The sequence below is a fragment of the Rhodoferax sp. GT1R46 genome (genome assembly GCF_056521285.1).
This window is the reverse complement of record NZ_JBWMBC010000005.1, coordinates 290,488-307,853: the sequence shown is the minus strand read 5'-3', so window position 1 is coordinate 307,853 and position 17,366 is coordinate 290,488. Positions and strand designations below refer to the sequence as shown.

Below are 17,366 nucleotides of genomic sequence, written 5' to 3'. Positions count from 1 at the left end.
ACCCCTGACAAGGGGGGCCTCCGGCGGCCTGGCAGGGGCCTGTTTAAAAAATCCCCAGAACCAAGAACCGCCAGGTTCAATGCTCAGGGAAATTACAGAAAGGATGTTGCACTAACGTTTTACAGTCCCGCGTTCAAACTCCAAGTTGTTGGGCAATGCGCTGAACCTGGCGCATCCATTGCCGCCGTCGCACTCAAACATGCCATCAACGCCAACATCGTGCACCGTTGGTTGCGCGAACACGACCAGGGAACTCTGATCAACCGACCACAGACCTTTGTGCCGGTCACCTTGAGTGAGGCCAAGGAAGCGGAAACTGCCCCGCCCACTGGCGACATCCGTATTGAAATCAAGCGTGCCAACACCAGCATCGTCGTGCATTGGCCCCTTGCCGGTGGTGCTGCCTGCGCGCAGTGGCTGCACGAGTGCTTGCTGTGATCCGTATCGACGCGGTCTGGCTGTCCACCGTGCCCCTGGACATGCGCGCTGGCACGGACACGGCGCTGGCCCGCGTGGTGGGGGTGTTCGGTGCCGCCCATCCACATACGGCCTACCTCTTTGCCAATCGACGTGCCAATCGCATGAAGGTGCTGGTGCATGACGGCATCGGCATCTGGCTGGCCGCCAGGCGGCTGCACCAGGGCCACTTCGTCTGGCCCAAGACAAGTGCAGCAGGTGGTGCCAATCGCGTGAGGCTGAGCCGCGCTCAATTGGATGCCTTGGTACTGGGTTTGCCCTGGTCGCGCATTGGCGAGGGCGGCATTATTAGCGTGGTGTGATTGCCGGATTGTGATGCGCATTTGCGTCTATTGGGGGATGCTCCAATAGGCTTTTGTATGGGGCGCGGGCACACTCGCATTCATGGTTGTCGCCCCCGAATTACTGTCTGGTTTGAACGCAGAGCAACTGCGCGAACTCGCCCGTGATTTGATCGCACAAATCTCCAACCGTGACCAACAGATTGCCGGCTTGGACCAAACCATCTCCAGCAAAGATCGTGAGATCCTGTACCGCCAGGCCAAGATCGACCAGCTCACGCATGAGATGGCCGTGCTCAAGCGCTGGAAGTTTGGCCGCAGCCGCGAACAACTCGATGCTAGCCAGGTCAGTCTGCTCGATGAAACCATTGATGCCGACATCGCAGCCATTGAACAAGAACTCCAGAACTTGGCACCACCGGACAAAGTAGCCAAAGAACCCCGCCAGCAACCCAAGCGCGCAGCCTTACCCCCAGAGCTGCCCCGTGTTGATCTGCACCACGAGCCCGACAGCACCACCTGCACCTGTGGTTGCCAGTTGAAGCGCATCGGCGAAGATGTCAGTGAGAAGCTGGACTACACGCCGGGCGTGCTCACGGTGCAGCGCCATGTTCGTGGCAAGTGGGCATGCTCCGCGTGCCAGACCCTGACGCAAGCGCCGGTGCCCGCGCAGATCATTGACAAGGGCCTGCCCACCTCGGGCCTGCTGGCACAGGTTCTGGTGGCCAAGTATTCGGACCATCTGCCCCTGTATCGCCAGGAGACCATCTTTGGGCGTTCTGGCTATCCAATAGCCCGCTCCACACTGGCTCAGTGGGTGGGCGTGTGTGGTGTGCAATTGCAGCCGCTGGTCGATGCGCTGAAGACGGCCATGTTCCAGTCTGCCGTGCTGCATGCCGATGAGACTCCGGTGGCGATGCTCAAGCCGGGCAACAAGAAGACCCACCGGGCCTACCTTTGGGCCTATGCGCCGGGAGCCTTCGAGAACGTAAAAGCCGTGGTTTACGACTTCTGTGAATCCCGTGCCGGTGAACATGCCAGAGCATTCCTGGGGGAGTGGAGTGGTGGGCTGGTTTGTGATGACTTCAGTGGTTACAAAGCCAGCTTTGGTGCGGCCATCACCGAGGTGGGCTGCATGGCGCACGCACGGCGCAAGTTCTTTGACCTGCACGTCAGCAACAAGAGCGAGATTGCCATCCAGGCGCTGACCACCATTGGGCAGCTATATGAGGTCGAGCGGCAAGTCAAACATCTCAAGCCCGATGAGCGAGGCCGCATCCGAAAAGACAAATCAAAACCACTGGTCGATGCCTTGCACCAGTGGATGCTGTTGCAGCGCCAACGCGTCACTGATGGGACGGCTACCGCCAAAGCGCTGGACTACAGTTTGAAACGCTGGGCGGCACTGACCCGGTTCGTGCAAGACGCACGACTGCCCATCGACAACAACTGGATCGAGAACCAGATTCGGCCGATTGCAATTGGTCGGGGTAACTGGTTGTTTGCGGGCTCGCTGCGTGCGGGCCAACGCGCGGCTGCGGTGATGAGTCTGATCCAGAGTGCCAAGCTCAATGGGCATGATCCGTATGCGTACCTGAAGGATGTGCTGGCACGCTTGCCGACTCAGAAAAACAGTCGCATTGACGAGCTGCTGCCGCATAACTGGGCGCCGCTGATCACGTAACCGTTACGCCGTCAACGGGTGTTCGCCGGACGCATACCTTGTGGCGGGCGTCTGGGCAGGCTTAAAGAATTCCCTTGCGGGTGCAACATAGAACGCGCTTGCCGGCGTTATGAATGCTTCGGCTGTGATTCTCTTCGTGACATCGCCACAGGTGCATTGGCACGAAGCCATTGTGCTGGGTGCTGGCGCCATTGTTGGCGGCTTGATGGGATCCTGGGCATTGCACCGCATCAACGAAAGAGCGCTTCGTGTTGCCATCGTTTGCATTGGCCTTTGTCTAACAGTAGGGCTGTTCTTGAAGCCGATCTGATCCAGACAAACTGATGCAGATGAAGCAGGTCGTCCCACTTGCGCATTGCCCTCTGGAAGGTAATGGCGGCCTACTTGGCCTGCAACTGCAACCCTAGCCCCGCTGCGGACTGAACTGCTGCGCGTGCGAAGCACTCCTATACGTAAACTCGTCGCCCAAGCCGAGTTCATTCGCTCCTGGCCGGCGCGGCTGAGGGGGGCACCGGAAACCAGATGCTCATGGTGGCTGTTGCCAGGTACATGTATGACATCACCCACAGTGGCAGGTATCTGGGACTGGTCGGCTTGTTTCAATTCGTACCGGCCTTGTTGTTGACCTTGCCCACTGGTGACGCCGCGCATCGCTACTGGGTATTCCGGTCGACCGTGACCACCCCTTCCGGTTTGTCGTGACCAGCGATTCTGGTTTATCGTGACCACCCATTCCGGTTTACCGTGACCGGTTGGTGGCGGCCCTGATTTGCCCCTTGACCTCGGCGACGTGGGTACCGGCCACAGATCCATCCGAATCGGTAAGCAGCGTGAGGAGCTGCGCATATTTGTCCCGACCCGATCGGGCTAGTCTCACCAGCTTTTGCTGGAGCCGACTTGCCCGACATCCGAAGGATCACTATGCGTCAGATCAAAGACGTCCTGCGTCTCACACTCGTACTCCACCACTCCCAGCGGCACATCGCCGCCTCGCTTGGCATCTCTAAGGGGGTGGTTGCCAAGTACATCAAACTTGCCAGCGATGGCGGTCTGTACTGGCCCCAGATCGAGGCAATGAGCGAGACGGACCTGCAAAGCCATTTACTGGGAGCGGCTACGCGTGCCAGCAGCTTTGTCGCTCCCGATTTCGCCCTGATGCACCAGGAACTGCGCCGCAAGGGCATGACGCTGATGCTGCTGTGGCAGGAGCACAGCGAGCCGTGGGTTCCGTAGTATTGGGGGGGCTCAGGACGGTCTTGATTGCTGCGATCTGGTTGGGTCTTTATCCGGCACTGGACAATCGGGATCACATGAGCTGACCATCTAGGCCGTTGCAGTCCTACAGACAGCTGATTCGAACTGTCACTTTGAGCCAACTGTCGACTTTCATGAACGTCAGCGTTACTGAAGTCCGCATCCAAACAACGTGAGCCATGCAATGAACTTATTTAAGGGTCCAGCAAACGCTGCTGCGTGCTTGCTCCCGCGCAGCGAGCCGTGCCACGGCATCGCACGGCCGTTGTTGGCGCCTGGTGCCTCGAAACCGGCACTTCGTCGCAAAGAAGAAGACCCACTGCAGGGCAGAGCATAGGATCACTGACCTCAATTGCACTTAGGAGTCATCACCCATGAAGACGCTCACATCAAAACTATTCTTTGCTGTCATCACCTTCGTCATCACGCTCGCCGGCACCTGCGTCCAGGCCGCGGGCTTTCAACACGGTTTTGCCGCCGATCCTGATGGCAAGCCACTGGAAATCGGCATCTGGTACCCGAGCCAGGCCACTGTCCAGCCCATGGCCATGGGACCGACGACGATGAGCGTCGCCGTCAACGGCATCGCACAAGGCAAGGCCCTGCCGCTGGTCGTGATGTCGCATGGAACGGGCAGCTCGTTTCTCGGTCATTTCGACACGGCTATCGCGCTGGCCGACGCCGGTTTTGTCGTGGTGGCAGTCACGCACACCGGTGACAATTACGCAGACAAAAGCCGCAGCGCCGACGTCATGGACCGGCCACGTCAGATCAGCCGGGTGATCGACCACATGCTGTCGACTTGGGATGGCCACGCCACGATCGACCCGGCTCGCATCGGCATGTTTGGTTTCTCAGCGGGCGGCTTCACCACGCTGGTAAGCGTCGGTGGCATTCCTGATTTTTCAAAAGTCGGGCCGGAGTGCCGCCAGTACCCTGGAGACTTTGCATGCCAGCTTATCGCGAAGAGCGGCAGCAATCGCGCAGTGCCCCTCACTTCCGCAACAGCCCGTGTGGCCGATCCTCGCATCAAGTCCGCAGTGGTGGCCGCACCCGCGCTTGGATTCACGTTCTCTCCCGACGGGCTCAAGAACGTCACGGTGCCTGTGCAACTCTGGCGTGCCGAAAACGATGCATTGCTTCCGAACCCGCGATACGCAGAAGCGGTGAAACTCGCGATGCCGCAGGCGCCGGACTATCACGTCGTTGCAAATGCAGGGCATTACGATTTTCTGGCGCCTTGCAGTACCGCGCTGGTATCGATGGTGCCTGTTATTTGCACCAGTGCGGTCGCCTTCGACCGGGCGGCGTTTCACGCGAACTTCAACGCAGCGGTCGTGAACTTCCTGAACAAGACACTGAGAGCCGGTTCGGGAACCTGATCCGGCCTATTGCCATGGGCAGGAAGACGGCCTTTAGATTGACTCCCACTACCGATCCAGAAGGAGACAAGTTTGATCACTGAAATTCTTACGCACACACCCATTTGGGTGTTTCTTCTCTTCGCGCTGTTGCTTGCAGGAATTCATTCAAGCTTCGGTCTTCTGCCACTCCCCATTGCCGCATGGGGAGTGGCACTTATGGCCACCGCCGGCATTGGATACTTTCTCTTCAGAGACAAGAGAATCGCCTACGACCAACCAACTCAGAAATTCGTCATCCCTGGCAGCTGGACACCATTTGCCGTCATCCTCGCAATCTTTTTGACAAAGTATGTTTTCGCTGTGATGCGAGCCCTCAATGCAACCATCATTGGCGTACCCGCCTTCATTGGAGCGCTTTGCGTTGCATACGGCATCTTTAGCGGCTATTTCGCGTCCAGAGCAATCAACCTCATTGCGCGGGCTCGAAGGGATTACCTCAGACGTTGAAGCCCAGCAGAAACGACCGATTGAACGACTGGTTTCGATTTGGGCTTCGGTGGGTATCGCAGCATTGTTGCCTTCACGATTTTTGCCAACGAATGCGCGCTAACTGGCAAGAACTTCTGAAGAACTACGTCCGCTTGGGTCGCTATGGAGAGATTTACATAGCGCCTCAAAGCGGCTTGCAGGATATGGAAAACGCTGCCAGATCGCGGCCATTCACGTAGCAGGCCTTTGTCAAAGTACAGTGAATGACTTGCTCTTCGCACTTTCGGACTAATTTACCTGCCGTTACCAGTCCGGCGCAGCTGCCGCGTGAGCCAAAAGGCACTCAGCAGCGCCAGCGACCCGAAAATGGCCGAGCCCGCCGCCTGGCCGGCCAGCACTTCCACAGGCCCGTAGTGCGCGCCCCACCAGGCAAACGGGATAGTGCCCAGCGTGGCCCGGCCCCAGTTGAAGGCGGTGGACCACAAGGGCCTGCCGAGGTTGTTGAAGGCCGCGTTGGCCACAAAGAGCGCGCCGACAAACAGGAAGCTGGCCGCAATCCAGCTGCAAAACGCCTGCACCATGGTGGCGGCCATGCCGCCGAGGGAAAACACGGTCACCAGCGGACCTTGCAGCAGTGCCAACAACAGCCAGGCCGAAGTCACCGCCACCACCATGAAGGTTAGGCTCGCCTGCAGTGCCTGCTGTACCCGATCAAACCGCTTGGCCCCAAGGTTCTGTGCCAACACCGGACCGATGGCCCCGCTGAGCGAATAAATCAGCCCGAACGCCACGGGCGTAAGCCGCTCGATCGTAGCTTGCCCTGCCACCGCAGCCGCGCCAAAACCGGCCACACTGTGAGTCACAAAGGCCGCCCCGACCGGGGTGGCAAGATTGGTCAGCATCGCAGGGCCGGCAACTTTGAACAGCAACTGCGCGTCTGGGCGCAAGCGCGACGCGTTGAATGGCGCGAGCAGCTTGTGCACTCGCCACGCACCCCACAGGCCCACGCCCACCAACACCGTGCGCGCAATAACCACCATAATGGTAGCCCCGTCCAGGCCCAGATTGAAGCCGAAAATAAACAGCGGATCCAGCACCGCGGTCGCGATGGCCGGAATCAGCGTGACCAGCATCGAGCGGCGCGCGTCGCCCACAGACCGCATCAGGGCCGAGCAGGCCATGCCTACGCCAAGAAACACGGTGGATGGCAACGCAATTGTGAGGTAGCGGTGCGACAACTCCAGCACTCGGCCACGCGCGCCCAGCAGCTGCAGGATCGGCTCCAGCCACAACAACGTTGCCGCCGACATCAATACCGCTAGCCCGGCGACCAGTACCAGACTCGACGTGCCCAGAGTCCGCGCCTCGGGCATGTGCCCCGACCCGATCGTGCGCGACACCGTGGCAGTAATGCCTATCAAGAGGCCAATGAAGATAGACAGGTGAAAGAACCCCACCACACCCGCAAAACCTACAGCGGCCGCGATCGCCTGTTCGCCCAGCATGGAGATGTAGAGCAAGTTGATCAGGTCCACCGCAAAAATAGCAACTAGCCCAATGGCCCCAGTGCCCGCCATGACCACAATGTGGCGCATCAGCGAGCCGGTGACAAAGCGGGGTTTCTGTGGGGTCGGTGGGGCAGCCGAGGCGGGTGCGCTAGCGGTTGAATTCATGGGGGCACGATACCTGAAATCAATGCGTAAGCCGAATACCGGAGTACGGCCAACAGGCACAGATCGGGAAAAACAGTTTTGTCGACTTAAGGGTGAGTCAGCAACAATTCCCGATCAACCAAGGGATTCAGGACCAGAAATGCACGTTGTATCAATCAAGAAGAGCGGAACACTTGGGTCCGATTGATCACTTTTAGAGGGCATGAAATGCACGTTCCGGAGTCGAACATCATGAAGTCGTTCAATGGCGATCGAATCTTCTCTGGATCTATTGCGCAGTTGTATGAGCAATAGATGGTGCCACTGATATTTGCCCGTTATGCGACCGAGCTGAATCAGGCGATGCTCGCCCATGCCATGAGCATCGGAACGAGTCGACCAGTCACGTTGGAGCAGGCAGATGCGATGAACCTTCCGTTCGCCGATGGCAGGCTCGATGCTTTCGTGTGCCAGTTCGGCGCTATGTCTTTTTCCGGACAAGGCAGCGGGCTTCGCCGAATCGCCGCGGATTGTCGGGATTGCATACTGTCAAGTGACACCCTTACACCTCGAAAACGAGGCACGCGAGGCTTCCATCTTGAGTGAAGCGAGGAATATTGCCACCGCCGCTATTGGCCAGCGCTTTGGTATGGGCCAAGTCAACGGGGAGATTCAGGCGATCGTCATTGCAGTCACCTGCAGTTTTTCAAGAAAATTTGATCTTGGGCCGCAATGGTGCTCTGAGCTAAAGCCCACGTCTTTCGGAAGATGGCCCGATGCGAGGGCGATCTGGTTGCGCCTTTTTCCTGCGTTAGCCGAGAGGGATTACATGCAGTCAGGAGCGCCCCACACACGGGAAATCGTTACCCGATTAGGTGCACTGAACGCAAGCAGCCCTGTCGTACTTGAAAACAGTGCAGGCCCTTCAGTCCGACTGGGCGAGTTGCATGACGACAACGGCCTAAAGAAATGCCCCCCAAGAGTTTCTGTATCCGGAGGGCATTTCCACTAGTGCTTGAAGAATCAATACTCCAATTGGACCCATTCACTGGATGGATCACGAATCCAGTGCTTCAGAGCAAACTCAAAATTACTTGGCTTTTGCAAGCTTGCGAGGCGCAGCCTTGACCGCTTTGGAAGGAACTGCAGCGGGTGCGGGTGTCGCCTTCAATTGCGTGCGCTGGTCCTTCAGGGCATTGATTTCAAGGGTGATCTTTGCCTTGCGCTCGTTCAACTTGACGAGGCTCGCATTGATCTTTGCAACGGCCTTGGCAGCTTTGGACGCTGGAGCCTTCTTCGCTGCTGCTGGTTTGGCAGTGGGCTTCACCATTTTGGCGGATGCTTTCTTGGCAGGAACTGCTGCAGCTTTTGGTGCTACCTTTTTTGCCAAGGGTTTCAATGCTTTAGCAGGAGCGGATTTCGACAGAGTGGTTGCAGCTTTAGGGGCCGCTTTTTTTGCAGTTGCCATTTTTTAAATTTCCTTTTTGGTTGGTTCGGCAAACAGTTCTGAAAAACACAAATTCATAGCCGCTTACTTCTTGTGTCGGCGCTGATTATCCTGGATATGTTTGGCCAAAGAGTTTTGTGCCATCGCCTGGTATCTAAGCGAAATAGAGACGGTGCCGAAAAACGGTGATCACCGCAGAAGCAGCAAACGCAAACATCGACGTGCGCTGGGGTCGGCAATGCCCCGTCAGTGGAAACAGACACCCTTGGTCAAATTAGCATCGACAGTTAGCAGAGTTTCCGTTTGCCTATCGATCCCCTCGACAACGCACTCTCCTTGGGCGCACATGCAAGAGCCTTGTTGTCGCCATTGGCTCCTCTCAGGATGCCATGTTGCCGTCGTGCAGCCAAGCAGCATGTTGGGGTGCGCGCTTGGTCTGATCCCATTCCTCAAGCATGGCCCACTTCACGTCGTCCAGCATCTGTTCCATTCGTGGCGTAGCGGTTTTCACTGCCAACTCCAGGCGGTGTCCATTCGGGTCAAAGAAGTAGATCGATTTGAAGATGGTGTGGTCTATGGGTCCGAGAACATTGACACCTGCAGCTTCCAGGTTAGCCTTGGTCTCCAGCATGGCATCCAAAGTGTCAACCTCAAAGGCGAGATGCTGCGTCCACTCCGGTGTGTTGAGGTCACGGCCCATGGGCGGCTTGGTCGGGAGCTCAAAGAAGGCCAAAACGCTTCCTTGTCCAGCGTCCATAAAGACGTGCATGTAGGGATCTGCCTCCTTTGTCGATGGCACCTCGTTTTCGGCTATGGCCAGAATGAACGACATGTTGAGATGCTTGCCGTACCACTCGACGGTTTCCTTGGCATTTTTGCATCGGTAGGCGACGTGATGAATTCTCTTGATCTTCAAGATGTTCTCCTTAGATGCCGCAGCGCGCGATTTTCATGGCTTCACGTAGAACAGTGATGTCGCCAATATGGTTGGAAAGCAGCAGCACCAGCTTGGAGTTGAGCATGGCGCTTTGTTCGTCGTTCAGACCAAGGTGTGTTTCGATGAGCGACTCATAAAAGTCATCGCCGGGCGAAAATGCATGAAAGTAGTGCTTGCCGGGTTCGAAAAAATTGGGGTTCAAATTCAGTGGCATCTCAAGCTCCTGCCGTTGAGTTCAGGGTCGCGCGGGCCACTGCTTCCAACGCCTGCGAAACATCAAAAGCCCGCCAGCGAGCGGCGACATGTTGGTCTGGTCGCATCAGGTAAGTCGTTCCGGGCGCGCTGTCATAACGCTCGAAGAATCGTCCGCGGTGATCGTGAAAAATCCGAATATTCGCGGTGTTGTCGCATGGGCTGGGGGACACCAGAACAACCTGCAGCGGGATGGGGCTTTGTCTCAGTTCTTTGATCTTTTGCTCGGTGGTGGGATCGAGCGTCGTTGCGTTGTTCACATAGACCAGCGCCATGAATTGGTTGCCGACGCGATCGACTAGCCAAAAGTCTTCGCCGTTCTCCCGCATCGGTGCATCATCCATTGCAGCCCCGGGCACCATGTTGCTTTTGAAGATGGCAGTGTCCGGCGTGTTGAGTAGCGATTCTGTCAAATAGGTCGCGACGGACAAGCGTCCTGAGTTGACTAGGGCACGCGCAAATGCATGCTCACGCGCCAACGCCAGAACTGCATTTCGAAATGTGAGCGAGGTTTTGCTTTTGGGGGTGATGAAGTCGGTAGATCGCGTTGAATTCATAAGGTTCTCGTCGGCAGCAAAAGTGCGCTCTTGCGAGTAGCTGTCGAGCAAGCGATCAGGCGCCTTACCTTCGATGACGAGTTTCAGTTTCCACGCCAAATTGTCAGCATCCTGAATTCCCGAGTTCGCGCCGCGGGCGCCGAACGGGGACACCTGATGGGCTGCATCCCCCGCAAACAGGACACGTCCGTGTCGAAATTCGGTCATCCGTCGACACTGGAAGGTGTAGACGCTCACCCATTCCAACTCGAATTGACGGTCATCACCCAGCATGGCCTTAATGCGTGGGATGACGTTTTCTGGTTTCTTTTCCTCTTCAGGGTCTGCCTGCCAGCCGAGTTGGAAATCGATGCGGTAAACGTTGTCAGCCTCGCGGTGCAACAAGACGGACTGCCCCTTGTGAAATGGAGGGTCAAACCAAAACCAGCGTTCGGAGGGAAAATCCGCGAGCATCACAACATCAGCGATCAAAAATCGGTCCATGAAGATCTTGCCTTCAATCTCCAGGTCCATCATTCGACGGATATTGCTGCGTGCTCCATCTGCAACTACCAGCCAGTCTGTCTCTAACGAGTATGTTCCGTCTGGCGTCTCAATTGTCAACGCGGCCCCTTTGCCATCGGGCGTAACCGAAACCACTTTGCTGCGAAAGCGCAAGTCCAGGTTGGGCAGTTGTCTAGCCCGCTTGACTTCATATTCTTCGAGGTAATACTGCTGCAGGTTGACCATCCCCGGGCGCTTGTAGTCGGGTTGCGTCATAAGGTTGAAGCGAAAGACTTCCTCCTGATTGAAATAGGTTCGGCCCACGCTCCAGCTGACACCTTTGGCGACTGTGTCGTCGCCCACACCCAGACGATCAAGCACTTCGAGTGTGCGCTTGCTGTAGCACAGGCCGCGCGATCCAACTGAAACGGTGCTGTCGTCATCGAGCAGCACCACGGGGATACCCGACTGAGCCAGATCAATGGCCGCGGCAAGTCCAACCGGCCCCGCGCCAACAACTACTACCGGATAGCGTTGGGTTGTGCCACCCTGCAGTTCAGGCGGCCGAACGTAGTCGTAACACGGATAGGTGTAGGTGCGCAGCATTGGATCTCCGCTTGGTTGTTTGGTCGCGGCTATGCCGATGCGTATTCATGGAGCAGCTTGCAGTCCATGCCACATTTCCTGATCGCGCTCAGCAGTCCAGATACGCGGGTGCTTGATGCCGTTGGCCTCGTCCACTGCGCGGGTCACGTCAAATGGCAGGCAGTGTTCGTAAATGAAGACCTGACCAAATTTGGGGTCCATCGCCTTGCGACAGTGAACCATGGCCTGGTTAAGGTTCATTCCTTGTGCCACAGCTTCTTTGGCTGAGCCAAGTAGCGTGGTCACAAAATCACGTGTGTAGTCAAGACCTTCTTGAACCCGTTCTGGCGAGAGCAGTGCTGGCCCGCGGCCAGGCACCAACTTTTGTGCGCCCAAGGCGGCCAGCGCGTCCAGCGTTGCGGGCCACTCTGCAAGCTGGGCATCGCCTGTGTAGCAAGCAGCATCAGCCTCAACCAGATCGCCGGAGAACAGGACCTTTTCAGCCGGGACCCAAACAATTGTGTCGCCTTTAGTGTGACCTGCACCAACATGCATGATCCTGACTTCCAGTTTGCCCATCCACAATGTGATTTCGTCTTTGAAGACCAACGTGGGCCAAGTCAGACCAGGAATGGAGTCGAAGTTCTGGAAGAGGCGCGGAAAGCGCTCGTATTCGGACTGCATGTCTTGGGCGCCACGCTCGACGATCATTTCGTAAGTGCCCTGGCTGGCAATGATTTCCTGCATTCCTGCCGCCTTGTAGCCGGATGCGCCGAGGACACGCACCGCGTGGTAGTGCGACAGAACCACGTATTTGACGGGTTTGTCGGTGACTTTTCGAATCTCTTCGATCAAACCTTGCGCCATCACCGGCGTGGCCAGGGCGTCGCAGACCAAAACGGCGTCTTCGCCAATGATGACACCCGTGTTGGGATCGCCCTCAGCGGTGTAAGCCCAGCAATGATCGGACAACTGTGTAAAAGTCGTTTTCTTGACTTCCATGTCCGCTACGGACGCAAATTTCTTGGTCATGTATGTCCCCTAGATAGTGAATAAATCTTATCCTGCATTTCAACAATATGCAATTCATTTGTCATTAACGAATATGTCCGTCTTGGTGCATAAATTTGTGAATGGCGAAATGGCGGGTCGTGCCTGATATGCTGGGTTATTTGCTACCCATCAAACCGCAATGCATATCGACGACGAAAGAGAGAGACGTGGCATCCAGTCGATTGAAGTCGGTGGGCAGCTACTCATCGCTTTGGCCGATGCTGGCACCGCGATGTCCTTGAAGCAACTCGCAGAGAACGCCCAGATGAGCCCCGCCAAGGCACATCCCTATCTGGTGAGTTTTGGGAAGATCGGGTTAGTCGCACAGGACCCTGTTTCAGGGCGTTACGGACTAGGGCCCCTGGCCTTGCGCATGGGGCTTGCGGGCCTGCGTCAATTGAACCCGGTGCGATTGGGCATGGCCGCCATTGTGGGGCTGGAGCAGAGGATTCACCATACGGTTGCGTTGTCGGTGTGGGGTAACGCGGGGCCCACGGTGATTCACCTTGAGGAGTCCAGTTATCCGATTCATATGAACCTGCGGCCAGGCACCGTAATGGCGCTAACTACTGCAACTGGCCAGGTTTTCGGCGCCTACATGCCCGCCAAAACAGTGGAGCGCTATGTTGGTGAGTCGGCGCACCCAGGCGCGGTTCCGCACGTCGTTGGCGCCGTCTGCAGTTGGAAAGAGATTCAGCCAACCCTGCAGGATGTGCGGGATCATGGCATGGCGCGCGTCATTGGTCGTCCGATCCCCGGTGTCAGTGCTTTTGCCGCTCCGGTTTTTGACAGCAACGGGCATATTGCCGTAGCCATCACCATCATTGGCCCAACGGGCGGTTTTGATCCAGACTGGGGTTGCGAGAACGCCCGCATTCTCAAAGAGGTTGCTAAGGAGCTATCCCGTAGTCTGGGGTTTTCTGATTCGAAGTACGAATAAGAACGCGCAGGCATTTGCACGGCCAGTGAACACGCACACCGTCAGACAGCCGCAGCAGCGACTCCCCAGCTCGACGCAAAAGCGATGCTTTTGGTCCATTCGGTATGGCGGGAAACAGCAGAGCGTGAGCATCTTCGTCTCGTGCGGAATACCGGGATAATTCAGCTTTTTGGTTGTACAGCCTGCTACGGCCGGCGTGCCACCGTCGAACCTTTTTTAGGAGCCGCATGGCTGAAAATCTTTCTTCCTCTGACATTTGGTCGGACATTCTGGCGGTGCGCACCGGTGCGCCATTGGTTCACAGCATCACCAATCTGGTTGTGATGAATCTCAACGCCAACGTGTTGCTGGCGGTTGGCGCATCGCCCGTGATGGCCCATGCCCATGAAGAGGTGGCTGACATGGTCGGCATTGCGCAATCTCTGGTGGTCAACATCGGCACACTGGATCCCTACTGGATTGAGAGCATGCGCCTCGCCATGGTCGCCGCGGATCGGCGCGGTATTCCCGTGGTGTTCGACCCGGTCGGCGCGGGTGCCACACCGTACAGAAACGCAAGTATTGAGCTTCTTCTCAACACCGCACTTCCAACCGTCATTCGCGGTAATGGCTCCGAAATTATGAGCGTGGCGGGTGACAGCGTGCAAACGCGCGGTGTGGACAGCACTGCGGCAGCCAATGACGCCATCGCAGCGGCCTTAGCCTTGGTGCAACGTACACAAGGAGTGGTCTGCGTGAGCGGGCAGACGGACCATATTCTGGACGCGAAGCACCGCTGGGCCCAGCTGTCCAATGGACACGAGTGGATGACCCGAATTACCGGCGTTGGCTGCTCCGCCACCGCGCTCATTGGCGCCTTCTGCGCAGTGCAACCCGATGCATGGCGCGCCACTGTGTCCGCCATGGCGCTGATGGGAGTTGTCGGTGAAGTTGCGGCCGAAAAATCCGTGGTGCGTCGCCAGGGGGTGGGCAGCATGCAGGTCACCATGCTCGACGAACTGCAGTTGCTGGACCAAGCCACCTTCGAGGCCCGCTTGCAGCTAAAAGTTGAGCCGTGGTAGCGGGCGCTATAGCCGCCATGCGATACGACAGGTCCGCGCTATTGAGGGCGCTGCGTCTGTATCTGGTTACCGACCAGGCCAGCTTGAGGGGGCGCACGCTGGCGGATGTGGTGATGGCCGCGGTGCAGGGTGGCGTGACGTGCGTGCAGCTGCGCGAAAAGACGCTCAACACGCGGGACTTCTGTGCCCAGGCCATCGCGCTGAGTCAATTGTTGGGGCCTTTGAAGATCCCTTTGGTCATCAATGACCGCATTGATATTGCCATGGCCTGCGCGGCGCAAGGCGTGCATTTGGGCCAGGGCGACATGCCTGTCGCGCACGCGCGGCGCTTGTTGCCCCCGGAGGTGTTCATTGGCCTTTCGGTCGAGACGCTGGACCAGGTTGTGCACAGCGCCACTCTGCCCGTGGACTATCTGGGCGTCAGCCCTGTGTTTGCCACGGCCACCAAAACAGATACCTTGGCCCCTTGGGAACTGCAGGGTTTGCGCGAGGCGCGTGCCCGTACCGATTTGCCGCTGGTGGCAATTGGTGGCATTCACGCTGGCAATGCGCGCGCGGTACTGGAGGCCGGCGCAGACAGTCTGGCCCTTGTCAGCGCGCTGTGTTCTGCGCCTGATCCGGCCGATGCAGCAAGAAATTTCAGGAAGATATTCCATGGCGAATGAACCGCTTATTTATCCGTTCTCATACCGCTACCCGCGCGTCCTGTCGATAGCCGGGTCCGACAGCGGAGGGGGCGCCGGTATTCAGGCTGACCTCAAGACCTTTTCAGCGCTGGGGTGTTTTGGCATGACGGCCATCACGGCCTTGACCGCCCAGAACACCTGCGGTGTGCGTTCCATTCACCCCATCCCGCCAGCGATGCTACGCGATCAGATTGACGCAGTGGTCGAAGACATCGGTGTAGATGCCGTCAAAGTCGGCATGCTGCACTCTCCAGAGATCGTGCACACCGTGGCCCAAGCCATCGACCGGCACGCCCTTGTTCACGTGGTGTTCGATCCGGTCATGGTCGCCACCAGTGGCGCGGTCCTGATCGACAACACGGCGGTGGATGTGTTGGTGCGAGAACTGTTTCCCCGTGTGGCGCTGATCACACCGAATCTGGACGAAGCGGCCCTGCTGGTCGGGCGCGCGCTCGCCTCAGAACACGACATGGAAGCGGCGGCTGCCGACCTGCTGAGAATGGGTGCGCATGCCGTCCTGCTCAAGGGAGGGCATTTGGCTGGAGACACGGTCTCAGACCTGTACCTGGATGCCAAGGGGGCGCGTTTATGGATGCGCGCACCACGCATCCGCAGTGCCAATACCCACGGCACGGGTTGCACGCTGTCATCGGCCATTGCCGCGTACCTGGCCGTAGGTGAATCCTTGATTGACTCCGTGCAGAGCGCAAGAACCTACATTCGCGGCGCCCTGCAGAGTGGCTCGCAGGTGCGCACCGGCCAAGGAGGCGGCCCGCTAAACCACGGGTTCGCTCCTCTTGCGATGCGGCTGGTCCCGCTTTAGACGCGGGCAGCCAGCACTGTGCGCTGGGGGCGGCTAGCCCAAGCCAGCGCGAATGTCACGGCCAGCGTGGGCAATGTAGCGCCCCATTGCGGAGCCCAGGCGGCCAATGCCTGGTAGAGGCCAATGCCCACAACCCACAGGGTCGCAGCCACATAGTCGATTTTGCTATTCGGTGCAGAGAAAACTGCCTGGCCCAGTCCCAGTCGGCCCAGTATGACGCCGTACAAAGGAACAAAAACGGAGCTCAGCATCAGCAGGAAAGGTTCCAGGCTGTGCATGGGCAACACCATGGCCAGAGCCGTGCAAACAATGGCCAGACCCACGCCCCATTTGCGAATCGACCACGATGGCTTGATGCTGTGGGCTGATACGGCACCCGAGTAAACGTCGCCATAGGCGTTGTCGATCTCATCCACCAGAATCAGGCTCAGGGCAATCAGTCCACCCTGTGCAAGCAGCAGTGCACTGACCAGGTCCATATCCGGCTGTGCGACGTTGGCAACCATCACGCCCAGCGCGTAGCACCACATGTTGGCAAGGGCATAACCCAGCCAGGTGCCGCTCATGGCGCTGCGCCCTGAACGTCCGTGGCGCGCATAGTCCGCCACCAGTGGCAGCCACGATACGGGCATGGCAATCACCAGATCCATGGCCGCCAGCAAACCCATGCTGCCGTCACCGGGTTTGGCCCAGAAGGCATCGAATCCTTTGGCATGCAACTGAATGCCGAACTGCCATGTCAGCCAAAGCAGCGATGCAATGACCAATGGCAAGCCGAAGCGCCCAATCAACTTGCGCACCAGTTTGGTCATGGAGCCCGACAGCAACAAGACCAGCACACCGCCCCACAACAAAGTCGTGATGGCGATCCCCGACGGCCCGTTCAGTGACAGGGCCAAAGACTGCTTGGCCACTGCGGCAGTGCCGTCGCGCATCACCACCAGTTCAAACGTGGTCCAGCCAATCAACTGGGCGATGTTGAGCAACACGGGCAAGCGTGCAAACAGGCTGCCATAGGTGCTGTGCATCAAGCCCGCACTGGTCAGTCCGCTTTCGCAACCCAGACGGGCGGTCCAGGCCAGCAAGCCGGAGCCGACCAGGGACCCCAGCACAATGGCGATGGCCGCATCACGGGTACCCACCGCAGGCACAAGGTAGGCGCCAATCTGCATGACCAGCAAGCCCACGCCCAGACTGAACCAGAGGGACGCATGTTCATTCCAGCTAAAAACGCGGTCGGCGTTGGCGATGGGCGCCAAGGCTTCATTCACTGCGTCAGTTTTTTTTGTATTTGCCATACATTTGCTCCAAGCAAAAGTGTTGGCAGGTGGGCGTTTGCCC

Annotated in this window: 19 protein-coding genes and 1 pseudogene; 14 read left to right on the top strand and 6 right to left on the bottom strand. The window is 57.9% G+C overall.

Going from position 1 to position 17,366, the window contains the following annotated elements; translation table 11 throughout:
- The first annotated feature begins 39 nt into the window (after positions 1–39).
- The 8 genes and pseudogenes from tnpA to AC097W_RS13515 all read left to right on the top strand — a co-directional run bounded on the left by tnpA (position 40) and on the right by AC097W_RS13515 (position 5,567).
- Positions 40–438, top strand: a complete 399-nt coding sequence (tnpA, locus tag AC097W_RS13550; protein ID WP_479603107.1) for an IS66-like element accessory protein TnpA — start codon at positions 40–42, stop codon at positions 436–438.
- Positions 435–779 carry an IS66 family insertion sequence element accessory protein TnpB gene (tnpB, locus tag AC097W_RS13545; RefSeq protein ID WP_479603087.1) on the top strand — a complete coding sequence of 115 codons (345 nt, stop codon included), beginning with the start codon at positions 435–437 and terminating at the stop codon, positions 777–779. The genes tnpA and tnpB overlap by 4 nt, the downstream gene beginning before the upstream one ends.
- A gap of 82 nt (positions 780–861) precedes the next feature.
- Positions 862–2,442 carry an IS66 family transposase gene (gene tnpC / locus AC097W_RS13540; RefSeq protein ID WP_479603086.1) on the top strand — a complete coding sequence of 527 codons (1,581 nt, stop codon included), beginning with the start codon at positions 862–864 and terminating at the stop codon, positions 2,440–2,442.
- Between the two features lie 91 nt (positions 2,443–2,533).
- Positions 2,534–2,752: pseudogene (locus AC097W_RS13535) on the top strand (TSUP family transporter); the annotation flags it as partial.
- A gap of 212 nt (positions 2,753–2,964) precedes the next feature.
- Complete coding sequence (locus AC097W_RS13530) at positions 2,965–3,144, top strand: hypothetical protein (RefSeq protein WP_479603085.1); 180 nt, start codon at positions 2,965–2,967, stop codon at positions 3,142–3,144.
- Between the two features lie 219 nt (positions 3,145–3,363).
- Entirely contained in the window at positions 3,364–3,675 is a 312-nt protein-coding gene (locus tag AC097W_RS13525; RefSeq protein WP_479603084.1) for a hypothetical protein, read from the top strand.
- Between the two features lie 395 nt (positions 3,676–4,070).
- On the top strand, positions 4,071–5,078 hold the full coding sequence (locus tag AC097W_RS13520) for an alpha/beta hydrolase family protein (RefSeq protein ID WP_479603083.1): 1,008 nt from the start codon (positions 4,071–4,073) through the stop codon (positions 5,076–5,078).
- A gap of 72 nt (positions 5,079–5,150) precedes the next feature.
- Positions 5,151–5,567: a DUF6622 family protein gene (locus tag AC097W_RS13515; protein WP_479603082.1), complete on the top strand. Its 417-nt coding sequence runs from the start codon at positions 5,151–5,153 to the stop codon at positions 5,565–5,567.
- 275 nt (positions 5,568–5,842) lie between these two features.
- On the opposite strand, the gene AC097W_RS13510 is transcribed toward AC097W_RS13515, so the two are convergent.
- Positions 5,843–7,222: an MATE family efflux transporter gene (locus AC097W_RS13510; RefSeq protein ID WP_479603081.1), complete on the bottom strand. Its 1,380-nt coding sequence runs from the start codon at positions 7,220–7,222 to the stop codon at positions 5,843–5,845.
- Positions 7,223–7,516: 294 nt separating this feature from the next.
- Between AC097W_RS13510 and AC097W_RS13505 the strand changes: the two genes are divergently transcribed.
- Positions 7,517–7,807: a class I SAM-dependent methyltransferase gene (locus tag AC097W_RS13505; RefSeq protein ID WP_479603080.1), complete on the top strand. Its 291-nt coding sequence runs from the start codon at positions 7,517–7,519 to the stop codon at positions 7,805–7,807.
- 446 nt (positions 7,808–8,253) lie between these two features.
- The gene (locus tag AC097W_RS13500; RefSeq protein ID WP_479603079.1) at positions 8,254–8,676 is read left to right on the top strand and encodes a hypothetical protein; all 423 of its coding nucleotides are present in this window, start codon (positions 8,254–8,256) and stop codon (positions 8,674–8,676) included.
- Positions 8,677–9,027: 351 nt separating this feature from the next.
- Here the strand turns inward: AC097W_RS13500 and AC097W_RS13495 are convergent, their stop codons facing one another.
- Genes AC097W_RS13495 through AC097W_RS13480 form a run of 4 tightly spaced genes read right to left on the bottom strand, consistent with a single transcriptional unit; the run spans position 9,028 to position 12,494 of the window.
- On the bottom strand, positions 9,028–9,564 hold the full coding sequence (locus tag AC097W_RS13495; RefSeq protein ID WP_479603078.1) for a VOC family protein: 537 nt from the start codon (positions 9,562–9,564) through the stop codon (positions 9,028–9,030).
- 10 nt (positions 9,565–9,574) lie between these two features.
- Positions 9,575–9,799 carry a DUF2783 domain-containing protein gene (locus AC097W_RS13490; protein WP_479603076.1) on the bottom strand — a complete coding sequence of 75 codons (225 nt, stop codon included), beginning with the start codon at positions 9,797–9,799 and terminating at the stop codon, positions 9,575–9,577.
- Position 9,800: 1 nt separating this feature from the next.
- Entirely contained in the window at positions 9,801–11,483 is a 1,683-nt protein-coding gene (locus AC097W_RS13485) for an FAD-dependent oxidoreductase (RefSeq protein WP_479603075.1), read from the bottom strand.
- A gap of 45 nt (positions 11,484–11,528) precedes the next feature.
- Positions 11,529–12,494: an MBL fold metallo-hydrolase gene (locus tag AC097W_RS13480; protein WP_479603074.1), complete on the bottom strand. Its 966-nt coding sequence runs from the start codon at positions 12,492–12,494 to the stop codon at positions 11,529–11,531.
- Positions 12,495–12,654: 160 nt separating this feature from the next.
- On the opposite strand from AC097W_RS13480, the gene AC097W_RS13475 reads away from it, so the two are divergent.
- The 4 genes from AC097W_RS13475 (at position 12,655) to thiD (ending at position 16,025) form a co-directional block, all read left to right on the top strand.
- Positions 12,655–13,455, top strand: coding sequence for an IclR family transcriptional regulator (locus tag AC097W_RS13475; protein WP_479603073.1), 801 nt, complete (start codon positions 12,655–12,657; stop codon positions 13,453–13,455).
- 227 nt (positions 13,456–13,682) lie between these two features.
- A complete protein-coding gene (gene thiM / locus AC097W_RS13470) occupies positions 13,683–14,516 on the top strand; it encodes a hydroxyethylthiazole kinase (protein WP_479603072.1) in 834 nt (277 codons plus the stop codon).
- Between the two features lie 17 nt (positions 14,517–14,533).
- Entirely contained in the window at positions 14,534–15,181 is a 648-nt protein-coding gene (thiE, locus tag AC097W_RS13465) for a thiamine phosphate synthase (protein ID WP_479603071.1), read from the top strand.
- A complete protein-coding gene (gene thiD / locus AC097W_RS13460; RefSeq protein WP_479603070.1) occupies positions 15,171–16,025 on the top strand; it encodes a bifunctional hydroxymethylpyrimidine kinase/phosphomethylpyrimidine kinase in 855 nt (284 codons plus the stop codon). Before thiE ends, thiD begins: the two co-directional genes overlap by 11 nt.
- Here thiD and AC097W_RS13455 read toward each other — a convergent pair.
- Positions 16,022–17,323 (bottom strand): purine-cytosine permease family protein, encoded by a 1,302-nt coding sequence (locus AC097W_RS13455; RefSeq protein WP_479603068.1) that lies wholly within the window; start codon positions 17,321–17,323, stop codon positions 16,022–16,024. The two genes, thiD and AC097W_RS13455, sit on opposite strands and share 4 nt — an antisense overlap.
- Between the last annotated feature and the right edge of the window lie 43 nt (positions 17,324–17,366).